This window comes from Lacticaseibacillus sp. 866-1, from assembly GCF_016861825.1.
Lineage (GTDB): Bacteria > Bacillota > Bacilli > Lactobacillales > Lactobacillaceae > Lacticaseibacillus.
This window is the reverse complement of record NZ_BOLU01000009.1, coordinates 25448-39342: the sequence shown is the minus strand read 5'-3', so window position 1 is coordinate 39342 and position 13895 is coordinate 25448. Positions and strand designations below refer to the sequence as shown.

18 protein-coding genes are annotated in these 13895 nt (G+C 56.9%); 2 read left to right on the top strand and 16 right to left on the bottom strand.

Going from position 1 to position 13895, the window contains the following annotated elements:
* Positions 1-10 precede the first annotated feature (10 nt).
* From JUE30_RS04180 to JUE30_RS04170, 3 genes are read right to left on the bottom strand one after another with little or no spacing between them, the layout of a single operon-like run.
* The gene (locus JUE30_RS04180) at positions 11-469 is read right to left on the bottom strand and encodes a GNAT family N-acetyltransferase (RefSeq protein ID WP_164506124.1); all 459 of its coding nucleotides are present in this window, start codon (positions 467-469) and stop codon (positions 11-13) included.
* Positions 456-740 carry a GIY-YIG nuclease family protein gene (locus JUE30_RS04175; protein WP_125754768.1) on the bottom strand — a complete coding sequence of 95 codons (285 nt, stop codon included), beginning with the start codon at positions 738-740 and terminating at the stop codon, positions 456-458. The genes JUE30_RS04180 and JUE30_RS04175 overlap by 14 nt, the downstream gene beginning before the upstream one ends.
* Positions 733-1473 carry a tRNA1(Val) (adenine(37)-N6)-methyltransferase gene (locus tag JUE30_RS04170; RefSeq protein ID WP_203623762.1) on the bottom strand — a complete coding sequence of 247 codons (741 nt, stop codon included), beginning with the start codon at positions 1471-1473 and terminating at the stop codon, positions 733-735. The genes JUE30_RS04175 and JUE30_RS04170 overlap by 8 nt, the downstream gene beginning before the upstream one ends.
* Positions 1474-1569: 96 nt before the next feature.
* Here JUE30_RS04170 and JUE30_RS04165 point away from each other — a divergent pair, with 96 nt between their 5' ends.
* Together JUE30_RS04165 and JUE30_RS04160 are read left to right on the top strand one after the other, a co-directional pair.
* Positions 1570-2223 carry a 1-acyl-sn-glycerol-3-phosphate acyltransferase gene (locus JUE30_RS04165; protein WP_203623761.1) on the top strand — a complete coding sequence of 218 codons (654 nt, stop codon included), beginning with the start codon at positions 1570-1572 and terminating at the stop codon, positions 2221-2223.
* Positions 2220-3602 carry an APC family permease gene (locus JUE30_RS04160; protein ID WP_203623760.1) on the top strand — a complete coding sequence of 461 codons (1383 nt, stop codon included), beginning with the start codon at positions 2220-2222 and terminating at the stop codon, positions 3600-3602. The genes JUE30_RS04165 and JUE30_RS04160 overlap by 4 nt, the downstream gene beginning before the upstream one ends.
* 54 nt (positions 3603-3656) lie before the next feature.
* Here JUE30_RS04160 and JUE30_RS04155 read toward each other — a convergent pair whose 3' ends face one another.
* The 13 genes from JUE30_RS04155 to rpsP all read right to left on the bottom strand — a co-directional run bounded on the left by JUE30_RS04155 (position 3657) and on the right by rpsP (position 13769).
* On the bottom strand, positions 3657-4103 hold the full coding sequence (locus JUE30_RS04155) for a GNAT family N-acetyltransferase (RefSeq protein WP_203623759.1): 447 nt from the start codon (positions 4101-4103) through the stop codon (positions 3657-3659).
* Between the two features lie 90 nt (positions 4104-4193).
* Positions 4194-4898 carry an acetolactate decarboxylase gene (budA, locus tag JUE30_RS04150; protein ID WP_203623758.1) on the bottom strand — a complete coding sequence of 235 codons (705 nt, stop codon included), beginning with the start codon at positions 4896-4898 and terminating at the stop codon, positions 4194-4196.
* A 12-nt stretch (positions 4899-4910) separates the two neighbouring features.
* Positions 4911-6575 carry an acetolactate synthase AlsS gene (alsS, locus tag JUE30_RS04145; RefSeq protein WP_203623757.1) on the bottom strand — a complete coding sequence of 555 codons (1665 nt, stop codon included), beginning with the start codon at positions 6573-6575 and terminating at the stop codon, positions 4911-4913.
* A gap of 176 nt (positions 6576-6751) precedes the next feature.
* Positions 6752-8539 carry an ABC transporter ATP-binding protein gene (locus JUE30_RS04140; RefSeq protein WP_239061355.1) on the bottom strand — a complete coding sequence of 596 codons (1788 nt, stop codon included), beginning with the start codon at positions 8537-8539 and terminating at the stop codon, positions 6752-6754.
* The gene (locus JUE30_RS04135; protein ID WP_203623756.1) at positions 8532-10298 is read right to left on the bottom strand and encodes an ABC transporter ATP-binding protein; all 1767 of its coding nucleotides are present in this window, start codon (positions 10296-10298) and stop codon (positions 8532-8534) included. The genes JUE30_RS04140 and JUE30_RS04135 overlap by 8 nt, the downstream gene beginning before the upstream one ends.
* Before the next feature lie 155 nt (positions 10299-10453).
* A complete protein-coding gene (locus JUE30_RS04130) occupies positions 10454-10678 on the bottom strand; it encodes a YneF family protein (protein WP_125754776.1) in 225 nt (74 codons plus the stop codon).
* A 68-nt stretch (positions 10679-10746) separates the two neighbouring features.
* The gene (locus JUE30_RS04125) at positions 10747-10992 is read right to left on the bottom strand and encodes a DUF896 domain-containing protein (protein WP_203623755.1); all 246 of its coding nucleotides are present in this window, start codon (positions 10990-10992) and stop codon (positions 10747-10749) included.
* Between the two features lie 12 nt (positions 10993-11004).
* Positions 11005-11175: a hypothetical protein gene (locus tag JUE30_RS04120; RefSeq protein WP_164506125.1), complete on the bottom strand. Its 171-nt coding sequence runs from the start codon at positions 11173-11175 to the stop codon at positions 11005-11007.
* A 47-nt stretch (positions 11176-11222) separates the two neighbouring features.
* Positions 11223-11570: a 50S ribosomal protein L19 gene (gene rplS, locus JUE30_RS04115; RefSeq protein ID WP_125754778.1), complete on the bottom strand. Its 348-nt coding sequence runs from the start codon at positions 11568-11570 to the stop codon at positions 11223-11225.
* A 353-nt stretch (positions 11571-11923) separates the two neighbouring features.
* On the bottom strand, positions 11924-12679 hold the full coding sequence (trmD, locus tag JUE30_RS04110; protein WP_203623754.1) for a tRNA (guanosine(37)-N1)-methyltransferase TrmD: 756 nt from the start codon (positions 12677-12679) through the stop codon (positions 11924-11926).
* The gene (gene rimM, locus JUE30_RS04105) at positions 12669-13187 is read right to left on the bottom strand and encodes a ribosome maturation factor RimM (protein ID WP_203623753.1); all 519 of its coding nucleotides are present in this window, start codon (positions 13185-13187) and stop codon (positions 12669-12671) included. The genes trmD and rimM overlap by 11 nt, the downstream gene beginning before the upstream one ends.
* A 41-nt stretch (positions 13188-13228) precedes the next feature.
* The gene (locus JUE30_RS04100; RefSeq protein ID WP_125754781.1) at positions 13229-13483 is read right to left on the bottom strand and encodes a KH domain-containing protein; all 255 of its coding nucleotides are present in this window, start codon (positions 13481-13483) and stop codon (positions 13229-13231) included.
* Positions 13484-13493: 10 nt separating this feature from the next.
* Positions 13494-13769 (bottom strand): 30S ribosomal protein S16, encoded by a 276-nt coding sequence (gene rpsP / locus JUE30_RS04095; RefSeq protein WP_125754782.1) that lies wholly within the window; start codon positions 13767-13769, stop codon positions 13494-13496.
* Positions 13770-13895 lie beyond the last annotated feature (126 nt).

Here is a 13895-nt window from a genome sequence, read left to right as displayed (position 1 = left end):
TGCGCGGCGCTCATGGTTGTGCGACATGGTAAACCGCCATCGGATCATTGCCGTCTTTCATTTCTACCGGCACAAACCCATGTGCTTGATACAAGCGAGCTGCGACAAGATTGGCCTGATCATAGCTGAGCACGATGTCCACCACATCCCACTGCCGGCTGATCAATCTTTTGAGCAGCTCCAAGAAGCGGCTGCCCAGCCCTTGCCTTTGATACGGCGCGGCAATCATGAACCGGTCCAGCCAGATGTAACGTTCTTCCCGATTGTAGGCGCCAATCATTGCGAACCCCACTGGGGTGTCGTCAGCGACCAATAGAAATGGATGCCAGTCAAAGCGCCGGTCCTGCTGGACTTCTGAAAGCGACTGCGCATTGGTTTCAATCATTTGGCGCTGGCTGGGATCGACGGTCAGCGCGATTGCAAGCGGCGCATTCTTCGGAGTCACTGGCACAATTTTAAGCGTGGCCATCGTCAGACTCCTCCCAATGAACATCATGCGCGCTTAAAAACGCTTCTTTGGCCGCGCGGCTCTGGTGCTTAAAGTGCCACTCGGCCGAAAGCGCATCATGTTCATCCGCAAACCCCTCCGAATAAAGCAGGCGGACAGGGCGGCGCGCTTTGGTGTACTTGGCCCCCTTACCTGCATTATGCGTCGCCACCCGCGCAGTCACATCCGTCGAGTAGCCGCCGTAAAACGTCCCGTCGGCGCACAGCAGGACGTAGAAAAAGTATTTAGCCATAAAGTAAGTGCTGCACCTCTTCCCCATATTGCCCATCTGGCCCGTAGACCACCAGCGGCGGCAAAATTCGCATCCCCGCCGGCTTGCCAGAACGAATCCCTTCCAGCAGTACCATGTTAGCCTCGCGGTCCGCCTTGGGGTGAATGAACCGCACGCGCTTAGGGGCAAGGTCCGCGGCCGCCATGGTTGAGAGCAATTCTTCAAGCCGCTCCGGTCGGTGCACGAAAAACGCCTTGCCCTGATACTTCAGCAGTCCCGCCGCAGTTTCACAGACGGTGTGGAAGTTGGTGGTCAGCTCGTGGCGGGCCAGCGCCAGGTGGTCGTTCGGGTTGGTCAGCGACTGATCGGTCACCTTGAAGTATGGGGGATTGCAGGTCACCACGTCGACCGAATCTTTGGGCACGATTTGCGCGGCGTCTTTGAGGTCGCGCTGGTGCACGTCAACGTTTCTCAGGTCGTTGAGCTGCACACTGCGCTGCGCCATGTCGGCGAGCCTAGGCTGCAGCTCGATCAGCGTCACCTGATTGGTTGTCCGGCGCGCAACGAACAGGCCCACCGCGCCGTTGCCGGCCGCCAAATCCACCACGCGGCTGCGGCGTTTGACCTGCGCAAACCCCGCCAGCAGCACCGCGTCCAGTGAAAAGGCAAAGACGCATGGGCTTTGGATGATGCGAATGCCCACGCCTTGCAGCACGTCGATCCGTTCGTCTGGTTCCAATGTGACTTCACTCATGCCTGCGCCTCCTGCTAACGCCCTTAAGTGTTTGTGGTATAATTTATCGAACAATATCCTAGCCGCAAGCGGCATTTTATGGAAGGAATGAACTTCATGTTTTATTCATTCATCCGCTGGGTCGTGCGGGTCCTTGTCCTGCTGATCAACGGCAACACGCATTATGAAAATAAACAGGTGCTGCCAGATGGGCCATACGTGCTCGTCGGCCCCCACCGGACCTGGTGGGACCCGATCTTCTTCGCCTTGGCCGGCAGCCCGCGCAAGTTCTCGTTCATGGCCAAAGAAGAACTCTTCAAGAATCCTATTTTACGCTGGATCATGAACCATGCCAACGCTTTTCCGGTCAACCGCGCTAATCCCGGGCCAAGTACCATCAAGGTCCCGGTGCGGACACTAAAAGAAGGCAAGCTCGCGGTGATGATTTTCCCATCAGGCTCCCGCTACTCGCAGCAGCTCAAGGGCGGCGCGGTGCTGATCGCCAAGTTGGCGAAAGTGCCTATCGTGCCGGCGGTCTACCAAGGCCCGGTCAAGTTCTCGCACATTTTTCTGCGCAAGCGGATCACGGTGCGGTTTGGGGACCCCATCACGGTCCCTAGTGGCCGCGTGACGGATGAATTGACCGCGCAAGTCGGCGAGCAGATGCAGCAATCCTTTGACGCCATTGACAAGGCCATCGACCCGACCTTCAAGTACGTGCCGGATCAAAAGAAGTACTTAGCCGAAAAGGAGGCTGGCAAGGTCAAATGAATAAACCGAGTTTTTGGCAGCGCATCACGCACAAGCCGGATGTGGAAAGTACCCTGAATGCTGACCACCAGCTGGCGCGCACGCTGACCACCCGAGACCTGATCGCCTTGGGCATCGGGGCCGTGATTGGCACCGGGATCTTCATTTTACCAGGCACGGTCGCCGCGACGACTAGTGGGCCAGCCATCACGCTGGCCTTTGTTTTGGCCGCGGTGGTCTGCTCTCTGGCGGCGATGTGCTACGCCGAGTTTGCCTCGGCTTTGCCCGTGGCCGGCTCCGCCTACGCATACGGCAGCATTGTGTTCGGCCAGCTGGTGGGCTGGGTGATCGGCTGGGCGCTGATCCTCGAGTACATGCTGGCGGTGGCCGCGGTGTCAACCAGCTTCTCCGCCTACTTTGCCAGCCTCATCAGCGGCTTTGGCTGGCACCTGCCCCAGGCGCTCAGCGGCGCCTTTGACCCGGCTCATGGCACCTACATTAACCTCATTGCGGTGCTGGTCATTCTGCTGATCGGCGGCATGCTGTCACGCGGCATGAATACCTCAATGGCCGTCAACCGCGCGATGGTCCTGGTTAAGCTTCTCATCATCGGCATTTTCGTCATCGTCGGGGCCTTTTACATCAAGCCGGTCAACTGGCACCCGTTTATGCCGTTTGGCGTCAAGGGCATCTTGGCCGGCGCCTCGCTCGTGTTTTTCGCCTATCTGGGCTTTGATGCCGTCTCCGCCAGTGCCCCTGAGGTGAAAAAGCCGCAAAAAACGCTGCCGCGCGGCATCATTGGCACGCTGATCATCGCCACCGTGCTGTACGTGCTGGTCGCCATTGTGCTGACTGGCATGGTCAAGTACACCCACCTCAACGTGGCCGACCCGGTATCCTTTGCGCTGAACTTCATTCATCAGCCGCAGCTGGCCGGGATCATTGCCATCGGCGCGCTGGCCGGCATGTTCACGATGATGGTCACCATGATCTACTCAAGCTCGCGCCTGGTGTACGCGATTGGCCGCGATGGCCTGCTGCCCAAGTGGTTCGGCGAGGTCCAGCAGCAGCTGCCGCGCCACGCCCTGACCACCGTCACCCTGATCATCGCAGTGCTCGGCGGCTTGGTGCCGCTGACCCAGCTCGTCAATTTGGTTAACATCGGGACCCTGATTGCCTTTGCCATTGTCAGCCTCGGCATCCTGCCGCTGCGCAAGCACGAGCAGATCCACAACCCGGGGTTCAAGGTCCCCGGGTACCCGGTCATCCCGATCGTCTCGTTTCTGTTCTGCCTCCTTTTGATGAGCCAGCTATCAAAAGAAACCTGGCTGATGAGCCTGGCCTGGTTCGGCGTTGGTCTTCTGATCTACTTCGGCTACGGCTACCGCCATGGCAAATAAATAGCGCAGCTTTCACTGCGCCGCATGCGTCCGCCAATTCGTTGGCGGGCGTTTTTAGTCGGTCAAATCGCGGTCGTAATGAATCCAGCCGCTTTCCCGCTGACCCAGCTGATCATACAGCGGCTGGGCGGCCGCATTCGTGGTGCGAGTCTGCCAACTCACGTGTTTGGCGCCGTGCTGACGGCCCCAGACAAAACTAGCGGTCATCAGCTGGCGCGCGATGCCGTGCCTGCGAAACTGCGCAGCCACGAACACATCGTTGATGATCACTTGTGGCGCCAAATCCCGCGTATTCTGGGTCACGTACAGCAGCGCAAAGCCCACCACCTGACCGCCTTGTTCGGCCACCAGCAGCCCGGCTTGCTGGTTGGCCAGGCGCTCCTTGAGAAACCCAAGCATCCGGTCGTCGTCAAATTCATGGGGCACCGTGCTGGTCTGGTAATAATCATGAAACAGGCTGACCACCTTTGGCAGATCAGCGACAGTCGCAACTCGAATCATCGGCATGCCCTCCTTTGTTTAACTCCCTTATACCTGAACCCGGCGCCAAAAGCAAAAACCACCAACTGACGAGTTGATGGTTTTGACCAATTAGTGTTCAGCTTTAGTGATGTCTGCAAGCAAATCCCCGTCGAGATCGGCCTGCAGGAATTCCCGATCGGCAGTTGGCAGGTGCAGCTGCACATCACTGAAGACCTGCGTTGCCAGATCGCCGGCGGCACCGGCAAAATCGAGCACATGCCCGCCGAAGTCATGGGCGTCGCTGAGAAAATGCAGGTGGAACCCTGGTGAGGCCATCCCCGCGTACAGCTGCGGTGACCAGTACCCCATCAAGGTGCCGGTCACCTGGTCGCGGCTGAACACGGCCTGATCTGCCGCAGTGGCGGCCAGCCCTGGGAATGGGCGGTGCTGGGCCTTGACCGCGCGAGTCGTCATGTGGTCAAAAGTCCCATGCAGCGATACCGCGGCAAACAGGTTGCGCGTGCCGATTTGACTCAGCATGGTCGCCTCGGCCGCTTGAGCGGTTTCGGCCGTCACCGGGCTTGAGACGCCGAACGCCGCAAAATGGACATTGGCGAACGGGACCTCCCCATCAGTGATGACGACGACTTGCCCCGAAGCCTGCACCTGGTACACAGTCCCGGCTAAGATGATCAGTTCCCCATTCAAGCCGGTCAGTGTGCCGATGCCAAAGTCACCATGGTTCAAGAGTTCGCTGAGCTTCTGGGTCCCGTTTAATAATCCGGGCACCAGCACCCCAAGCGTGCCGTGCTGATACAAAATATCTGTTTTCATGACGACGTCTCCTTAGAATTGATCGGCCAGCATGGCTTCACCCAGCTTGGGGTTGTCCGCGTAGTCGACAGGGATATCGACGATCACTGGGCCATCTGTCGCAAATGCCTCATCCAGGACAGCGCCGAGCTGATCCGGCCGCTCGACGCGCAGCCCCTTAGCCCCGAAACTTTCGGCGTACTTCACAAAGTCCACGGGACCAAAATCGACACCTGCCGCCTGGCCGTACTTCATTTCCTCCTGAAACTTGACCATGTCGTAATGCCCGTCGTTCCAGATCACGTGAACCAGGTTGGCGTGCAGGCGCACGGCTGTTTCCAGCTCCATGGCCGAGAAGAGAAAACCACCGTCACCGGACACTGAGACGGCCTTTTCGCCGGGCCGCACCAGCGTCGCAGCGATGGCCCATGGCAGCGCGACCCCCAGCGTCTGCATCCCATTTGAGAAAAGCAGGCGGCGCGGTTCGTAGCTGCGGAAGTGCCGCGCCATCCAGATGTAATGCGAGCCAACATCGACGGTCACTGTCATGTGATCCGTGACGCGAGCCTGCAGCGCGGCGACAATGCTCAGCGGGTGCACGCGGTTGCCGGTTTCGACCGGCGGCACATCACTGGCCTTCAGCTGCCCCTGAAGGTCCTCCAAGTAGCGCTGGGAGCCCGGTGCGACATGATAGCCGCGCACCTGCGGGATCAGCAGCTCAAGGGTCTGGGAAATGTCGCCGACTAGTTCCTCGATCGGCTGAAAATGCTGATCAAGTTCGCTTTCCTGTGAGTCGATAACCACGATTGAAGCCTTGCCATCGGCGTTCCAGTTACGCGGCTCGTACTCGACCGGGTCATACCCGATGGCGACCACTAAGTCGCTGCGCTGAAGCAGCTGGTCGCCCGGTTGGTTGCGGAACAAACCCACGCGGCCGAAGAAGTTGGCCTCCTGGTCGTGTGACACAATGCCCGCGCCTTGGAAGGTCTCGACGACCGGAATGGCCGCCGTCTTCAGCAAATCGCGCACCGAATCGGTGACGTCTTGGGCAGACGCGCGCATGCCCAGCAGCAGCACCGGCAGCTCGGCTTCCTTGATGCGCCGCGCCAAATCGACCATGTCGTTGAGCGACGCCGGACCAAGCTTCGGTTTTTCACTAACGGCCAGTGCCGACTTCTCTGTTTCCGCATCCGTCACGTCCTGCGGAATCGAGATGAAACTGGCCCCTTGCTTACCGGATGCCGCCGTGCGCCAGGCGTTGGCCATCAGTTCGGAAATGTTGTCGACGTCCTGGACTTCCGCCGAGTACTTGGTGATTGGCGCAAACATCTCCGCGTTGCGCATGCTTTGGTGGGCGGAGCGCAGCAGATCCTTGCGCTGAACCTGACCGGACAGTGCCAATACGGAATCACCTTCGGCCGTTGCGGTGACCAGGCCGGTCGCCAGGTTCGCCGCCCCGGGCCCGGAAGTGGTCAACACCACGCCAGGGTCGCCGGTCATCCGGCCGACTGCCGCTGCCATGAAGGCCGCGTTTTGTTCGTGGCGCGTCACGATCAGCTTGGGGGTGTCCTGTGCGACTGGGTGTTCCAACCGCTCAAACACGCGGTCGATTTTCGCACCGGGAATCCCGAAAACAAAGGGAACATGATGATTGATCAGGCTTTCGACGACAAGGTCGGCCCCAAAACGTTTGGACATGGCGAAGACTTCCTTTCAAAATGTCTGTTTCAAACAATATCACATCTGTTTCATAATGAAAAGCAAATTTTTCTGGAATACTGTACTATCAGTGTTAGCGTGTGACATTTTTATTTTGTATCTGTGCAACTTGGCAAAAACAAAAGGGTGCCGCGACTAATCGCAGCACCCTTATTCTATTCCGTCTTCGAACCGTTTTGCAGCTCATACATATCGTAGTACCGGCCGTGCTTGGCCAGCAGTTCCTCATGTGTGCCCCGTTCAATGATGCGACCGGCGTCAAGCACCAGGATCAAGTTGGCGTCTTGAATCGTTGACAAGCGGTGCGCGATGGCAATTGAGGTCCGGCCCTTGCGCAGCCGCCGCAGCCCCTCCTGAATCAGGGCTTCGGTTTCCGTATCGATATTCGCGGTGGCTTCATCCAGTACCAGAATCTTTGGATCAGTCACAATGGTCCGAGCAAACGACAAGAGTTGGCGTTCGCCACTGGAGAACTGCGCCCCGCCTTCAATCACGCGGGCGTGGTACTTGTTCGCCAACTTCTCGATAAAGGAGTCGGCCTGCACGAACTTAGCCGCCGCCTCGACCTGCTCATCGGTGATGTTTTCGTTAAACAGCCGAATGTTTGAGGAGATGTCCCCATAGAACATGAACGAATCCTGCAGGACCAGACCCAGCTTCTGCCTCAGCTCTGTCATTGGATACTCGCGGATGTCCTTGTCATCGATCAGGATCTCCCCAGTGCCGAACTCGTAGAAGCGCATCATCACGTTAATGATCGAGCTCTTCCCGGACCCGGTGTGCCCGACCAGCGCGACGGTTTCGCCGGGATTGGCGACGAAGCTGATGTCGTGCAGGATGTCATGCTTGCCATCATAGGCAAAGGACACGTGCCGAAACTCGATTTTGCCCTGCGTGATGGTGGCGCTGGCGCCAGGATTCTGCGCCGGCGCGTACTCCGTTTCATCCAAAATATGGAAAATCCGGCTGCCCGCTACGATCCCGTCCTGCAGCGAGGACAGCGAATCCATCATGTTCGTCATCGGGTTGAAGAAGTTCGCGACATACTGCGTGAACGCGTAAACGACCCCGGCTTTGACCACGACGTCCATTGACATCGCGCCAAACGCCCACAGCACAACAACCAGCCCCAAGCTGTACAGCAGGTTGATGATCGGCGACAGCAGCAGCGAATTGGTCTTGATCATCGCGTTGCGGGTCTCCAAGTAATCGTTGTTGGTGGTTTCAAATTCCTTGGTGATCCGGTTTTCCTGCCGGAACTGCTGAATGATGCCGATGCCTTCGATCGACTCGTTCAGTTTAGTGTTCAGCTCAGACAGCTTCTCGCGCATGTGGCGGTAAACCTTCGAGCTGTACTGACTGTAATACCAAATGGCAAAAATCAGCAGCGGCATGAAGGCCAGCACGTACAGCGCGATGCGGGGGCTGAGCGTCCACATCGCGATAAAGCTGGAAATCACCGAGAACATGCCGACGATCACAGACAAAATGACGTTCCAAAAATCGGCCAGCGTCATCGTGTCGTTGGTGACGCGGCTGACGATCGACCCGGCCGGGACCTGGTCGAAGTACCGCATCCCCAGCGTGTGCAGCTTTTTGAACAGCGCCCGGCGAACGTCCTCCAGGCCGCGCTCGGCGCCCATTTGAAAGGCGAAGTTCTGCAGGAACTGAAACAGCCCTTTCATGACCGTCCCAAACGCGTAAACGACCGCAAAAATCAGGATGATCTGGACCGTGGCGCTCTTGTTGGTCAGGTACTTATCCATGAAGACCTGCAGCACATACGGCAAGGCGATGTTCATGCCCGCCAGCAAAGCCGCGCCGACCAGCGCGCCGGTGAACTGCTTCCAGTACTTCTTGGTGTAGCTCATCAAGCGGCCAAAAATGTGGACCTGCTCGCGCACCGGAATGCTCTTGGACCATGCACTTTGATATTTAGCCAAGGGTCTCACCTTCAATCTTGGTTTCGATTTCGCCTTGCAGCTCCTGCTTGGCCCACATCTCGGCGTACCAGCCGTCGTTCTTCAGCAGCTCCTCATGCGTGCCGCGCTCAATCACGTGGCCGTCTGCCAGAACCAGAATCTGGTTGGCGTGCATGACCGAGCTCAGCCGCTGGGCTGCAATGATGGTCGTCTTGTTTTGCCGCTCCTGCTTCAGGTTGTGCAGGATCTCGGCTTCCGTCTTCGCGTCGACCGCAGACAGTGAATCATCGAGGATCAAGAGCTCCGGCGTCGTAATGACCGCCCGGGCAATCGCCAGACGCTGCTTTTGCCCGCCTGACAGGCTGACCCCACGCTCGCCAACCAGGGTGCCATACCCTTCGGTGAAGTCGAGGATGTCGTTGTGCACGGCACTTTCGCGGGCAGCTTCTTCCACTTCTTCCTGCTGCTTATCAAACGAGGAGAAGCGAATGTTGTCGGCAACGGTCGTGGAGAACAGGAAGTTATCCTGCGGCACGTAGCCAATCGAATCCAGCAGCGCATCAAGCGTGTATTCCTTGATGTTGTGGCCGCCGAAGTCGATCTCGCCGTCGTAGTTGTCAAACTCGCGCAGCAGCAGCTTGAAAATCGTGCTCTTGCCGGCGCCGACGCGGCCGACAATCCCGAGGGTCTCCCCTTCCGGCAAAGTAAAGTGGACGTTGACCAGTGTTGCGTGATCGTCATCCGGGTAGCTAAACTTGTTGACCTTGAACCGCAGGTCGCCGTGCGCCGGCGTCGAAATCGCGTCCGGGGCCTCGATGATGGCACTCTTTTCGCGCAGCAGACTCGCCACGCGGTCATAGGAGGCGTTCCCGCGCTCCAGCACGTTGAACAGCCGGCCAATGGCAAACATCGGCCACACCAGCGCAGAGACATAAGACACAAACGAAACCAGCTGGCCAATGGTGATGGCTGAGCTCATGACCAAATTGCCACCATAAATAATAGTGATGATATACGTGATGCCCATGATCAAGCTGGTGGTGGGGTCGAACAACGAATCGATGAAGTTGACCCGCTTGTTGATGCTGATGGTTTTGTCAACGATCTTGTCGAAGTCTTCGGTATCTTCTTTATCCTGACCAAACGTCTTGATGACCTTGATCCCAGAAATCGACTCCTGGGTCTTGTCGTTCAGGCGCGAAAAGGCGGCCTGGGACCGCGAGAACTCGCGATGCAGGCGCATGCCGAGCTTGCGGGCCATGATGGCCAGAAGCGGCATCGGCAAAATTGCGAGCAGCGTCAGGCGCCAGTCGACGAACATGATCATGGCGACGATGGTGGTCGAGCCGGTAATGATCGAATCAAATAAGGTCAAGATTCCGGCCCCGGCGACGTTTTGAATCGCGTTCAAGTCGTTGGTCGCGTGGGCCATGAGGTCCCCAGTGCGGTGGCGCTGGTAGAACGTGGCATCCATTTTCATGAAGTGCCAGAACAAACGAGAACGCAAGGTTTTTTCGAGCTTGGCTGCACCGCCCCAAATCGCCGTGCGCCAGCCGTAGCGGAACACATACTGGCCGACGCCGGCAAACACCAGCAGCCCCAGCATGAAGAACAGCTTCGCGGACGTCAATTGGTGCCCATCCATCAAATCGATCAGGCTGCCGATCACGCGCGGCGGGATCAAGTTGACCAAGGCAACCAGTAGAAGGAAGACCACCCCGAATAAATACCTTCGCCATTCCTCTTTAAAATACCAACCCAATTTCTTAAAAATACCCATTACAAGCAGCCCTCCTCAAAAACGCACTGTCTGAAAATTATATGATTAAATGATAAGAATTTGCAAGTGAATCCGTGAGAAATCGCGGCCGCGCGCCAAAAGAAAAACGGCCAGTCAAAAATTGACCGGACCGTTTCCAAGTCTGACGCCAAAGCCTACTTCTTGTTGGCTTTCTTCTGTTGCTGCTTCATCTGCGCCATCATCTGGTTGAGTTTCTTCTGGGATGGCTTTTGCCCCATCGACATCATCATGCTCTGCAGCATTTCCTCATTGACAGGAGGATTGTCTTGGAAATATTTCTTCATATATGCGCGGGCCCCGAAGAACCCGGCTACGGCGCCGGCCAAAAGGCCAACGACCAGCCCAATTGCGAACATCATCTCAAATTCCCCCCTTCATGTGAGATTCAACTCTCTCATTGTACAAAACGCTTGGATTGATTGAAAGCCTAATCTTTACGCAACCCGCGTTTTCTTTGCAGCTCGCGGACCTTCTTGGGCGTAATTTCATGCCCTTGCTTATCGAAAAACTGGGTCGTCTCAAGTTGGTCGGCAAACCCGGCGCGAAAATCACGCAGGTAGGCTTCACGCAGCTGTTTGCGCTCCGCTTTTTCCTCGTCGGTCAACCCCTCAGCCTTCGCCTTGTGGGCCAGCTCGTTGATCCGGTCAATGCGTTCTTGTGGTTGTTGTGCCATGCTGCTCACCTCTTAATTCAGATGCAGGATCTGCTGCTGATAGCCACTCGGCTCCTCACCGGGGAACGGGGCCTGCTGGATCATGTGCAGGTAATCCGCCGCGCGCGATGGCGAGGAGAAGGCCTTGATCAGCCGAAAAGTCGTGGCTTGTTGATAGTAAATGACAGTGATGATTTTTTCCATAGTTCCTCCGCGGCATCAAAAAAGGCCGCAACTGCGGCCTTCTCGGATTAACGGCGCTTCTCTTTGATCCGCGCAGCCTTCCCACGGAGTGCCCGCAGGTAGTAAAGCTTTGCCCGACGGACTTGGCCGTGACGGACAACGTCGATCTTCTCCACACGTGGGGTGTGAAGTGGGAACGTCCGCTCAACGCCGACGCCGTTCGAAATCTTACGAACGGTGTACGTTGCACTAACGCCAACGCCGCGGCGCTTGATTACAACGCCTTCAAACAGCTGAACACGTTCGCGGTCGCCTTCGACGATCTTCGCGTGAACGCGAACCGTGTCGCCAGGCCGAAAGTCTGGGATATCGGTGCGCAGCTGGGACTTGGTGATTTCTTCAATTAATGGGTTCATCAGAACTGCTCCTTTGTCGACATTCTTAAGCATCCCGCCCAGCGGAACATCGTTGTTATGTGAGTTATCACAAGTTGTAATTCTAGCATAGTGGCCTAGCGGTGTAAAGAAAAAATGTTGACGAGCCTAGAGTTAAGGCCGTGGGCTGCGCCTGAGAGGCTCCGAGAAAAATGGCTGGCGACGCGAAGCTAGAGCAGTGGCCCCGCTTCGAGCCTCGCAAGCGAGTCTCTCAGTCGAGGCAAATTGTAGGCGGTAAACCGCCAACAATTTTTTCACTGCTGAGCCATTTTTCTCTCCGCCCCTCAGCCTTGCCTACTCCAGCCAGTTTCAAACTCAACTTATCCGAACAATACTTAGTCTGGCTCGTCTGTATACTTGGTTCGCTCCTCGCGCTTTACCTCACGCAAGAGCTTTTGCGCCTTTTTGTCGAGGTCAGCGTGCTCCAGCAGGTCTGGCCGGCGCTGCAAGGTGCGGCGGAGGGATTCCTTCAGGCGCCAGTCATCGATTTTGCCGTGGTCGCCGTTTTGCAGGACGAACGGGACGTCCATGCCGCGGAAGCTTGGCGGACGCGTGTATTCTGGGTACTCCAAGAGGTTGTTCTCAAAACTGTCGGTCGGGGCGCTTTCCGCGTTGCCCAGCACCCCTGGCAGCAGCCGTGCAATGGCATCGATCATCACCATCGCCGGCAGTTCGCCGCCGGTCAGGATGAAGTCACCCAGGCTATACTCGTCGGTCACCAGACTGCGGATGCGCTCGTCGTAACCCTCGTAGTGGCCGCAGATGAAGACCAGGTGATCCTCCTTGGCGAGCTTTTTAGCCTCGCTTTGGTTGAACGTTTTACCTGCTGGATCGAGCAGGATGACCCGTTTGTTGCCCGGGTGAGCCGCGTTGATGTCATCCATCGCCTCAAAGATCGGCTCCGGCTTCAGCAGCATGCCCGCCCCGCCGCCGTACGGGGTATCGTCAACATGGTGGTGCTTGTCATGGGAGTACTGGCGAAAATCGGTCACCTTAAACTGCAGCAGGTCCTTTTCCAAGGCCTTGCCGATCATGCTTTGCGTCAGCGGCGCAAACATGTCCGGAAAAATGCTTAGCACATCAATCCGCATCGTCGATCAACCCCTCTGGCACGTCTACGTGAGCCACTTTGGCATCCAGATCGATGCGCAGCACCACGCTCTTCAGAAACGGCAGCAGGACGTCTGGCTTGCCCGGCCGCGGAATCACCCAAACGTCATTCGCGCCAGGGCTGAGGATCTCGCTGACCTGACCGAGCGTGGCGCCTGTTTGGTCGATCACGGTCAGCCCGATAATGTCGTGGTAGTAGTATTCGCCTTCAGAAAGATCTTGCACGTCCGCATCGGCCACGCCAAGGGCCAGCCCCTTAAAGCGCTCAACGTCATTGATGTCGTCGAACTCCTTGAGCTTCAGCAGGTACATCGCCTTTTGCTTGCGCGCGCCGGCCACCGTGACCGTCAGCGGCGTTTTGGCTTCAATGACCAGCTGGCTGCCAGGGGCGAAGCGCTGCTCCGGAAAATCGGTGACGGGCATGACCTTCAGCTCGCCCTTGATGCCATGCGTGTTAACGATTTTACCGACCGTGTATAACTCTGCCATAATTCCTCCTTATCAAAAAAGACCGGCATCCGCCGATCTTTTTACGCTTCTGAATGCGAGGCATCCAAAATGTTCAGCCGCACGCGCTTGTCGTACGGGGATTTGACCGCATAGACAATGGTGCGGATCGCCTGCGCGACCCGGCCGCCTTTGCCGATGACTCGACCAACATCGTCCGGGTCAACGCTCAAATCGAACGCCATGTACTCGGCAGTTTCGTGCCGCGTAATCTCAATGGCGTCTGGATGTGTGACTAATGGCGTCACGATTGCTTTGATCAGCGCTGTGATGTCCACTGATTAACGCCTACTTCTTGGTGAAACGAGCTTCGTGATACTTCTGCATGATGCCGTGCTTAGCAAGCAAGGTGCGCACTGTGTCGGAAGGCTGAGCGCCCTTCTGCAACCATGCCAAGATCTCGTCGTCGTCCAGCTTCAAATCAACTGGGTCTGAGAGTGGGTTGTAGTAGCCAACGGATTCGATAAACCGACCATCACGTGGGGACCGTGAGTCCGCGATGACAACGCGATAGAAAGGCTTAAGCTTGGAACCCATCCGCTTCAAACGAATTTTTACTGCCATTAAGTACACCTCCTGTAAATTTCTCAACTTCAAAATCATAGCAAAGAATACTTGACGTGTAAAGAGTTTTTTCTTTACATCCTCAAAATGGCCTTGAGAAAAGACTGCCGGGTCATTCTTGAGTCG

Bases quoted from the DNA above. Each gene is read 5' to 3' on its own strand.
- rimM (WP_203623753.1), bottom strand. From the start codon at position 13,187: ATGGCAGAGTTATACACGGTCGGTAAAATCGTTAACACGCATGGCATC.
- JUE30_RS04180 (WP_164506124.1), bottom strand. From the start codon at position 469: ATGGCCACGCTTAAAATTGTGCCAGTGACTCCGAAGAATGCGCCGCTT.
- JUE30_RS04135 (WP_203623756.1), bottom strand. From the start codon at position 10,298: ATGGGTATTTTTAAGAAATTGGGTTGGTATTTTAAAGAGGAATGGCGA.
- alsS (WP_203623757.1), bottom strand. From the start codon at position 6,575: ATGTCCAAACGTTTTGGGGCCGACCTTGTCGTCGAAAGCCTGATCAAT.
- JUE30_RS04125 (WP_203623755.1), bottom strand. From the start codon at position 10,992: ATGGCACAACAACCACAAGAACGCATTGACCGGATCAACGAGCTGGCC.
- JUE30_RS04160 (WP_203623760.1), top strand. From the start codon at position 2,220: ATGAATAAACCGAGTTTTTGGCAGCGCATCACGCACAAGCCGGATGTG.
- JUE30_RS04170 (WP_203623762.1), bottom strand. From the start codon at position 1,473: ATGAGTGAAGTCACATTGGAACCAGACGAACGGATCGACGTGCTGCAA.
- JUE30_RS04120 (WP_164506125.1), bottom strand. From the start codon at position 11,175: ATGGAAAAAATCATCACTGTCATTTACTATCAACAAGCCACGACTTTT.
- trmD (WP_203623754.1), bottom strand. From the start codon at position 12,679: ATGCGGATTGATGTGCTAAGCATTTTTCCGGACATGTTTGCGCCGCTG.
- budA (WP_203623758.1), bottom strand. From the start codon at position 4,898: ATGAAAACAGATATTTTGTATCAGCACGGCACGCTTGGGGTGCTGGTG.
- JUE30_RS04165 (WP_203623761.1), top strand. From the start codon at position 1,570: ATGTTTTATTCATTCATCCGCTGGGTCGTGCGGGTCCTTGTCCTGCTG.
- JUE30_RS04175 (WP_125754768.1), bottom strand. From the start codon at position 740: ATGGCTAAATACTTTTTCTACGTCCTGCTGTGCGCCGACGGGACGTTT.
- JUE30_RS04130 (WP_125754776.1), bottom strand. From the start codon at position 10,678: ATGATGTTCGCAATTGGGCTGGTCGTTGGCCTTTTGGCCGGCGCCGTA.
- rplS (WP_125754778.1), bottom strand. From the start codon at position 11,570: ATGAACCCATTAATTGAAGAAATCACCAAGTCCCAGCTGCGCACCGAT.
- rpsP (WP_125754782.1), bottom strand. From the start codon at position 13,769: ATGGCAGTAAAAATTCGTTTGAAGCGGATGGGTTCCAAGCTTAAGCCT.
- JUE30_RS04155 (WP_203623759.1), bottom strand. From the start codon at position 4,103: ATGATTCGAGTTGCGACTGTCGCTGATCTGCCAAAGGTGGTCAGCCTG.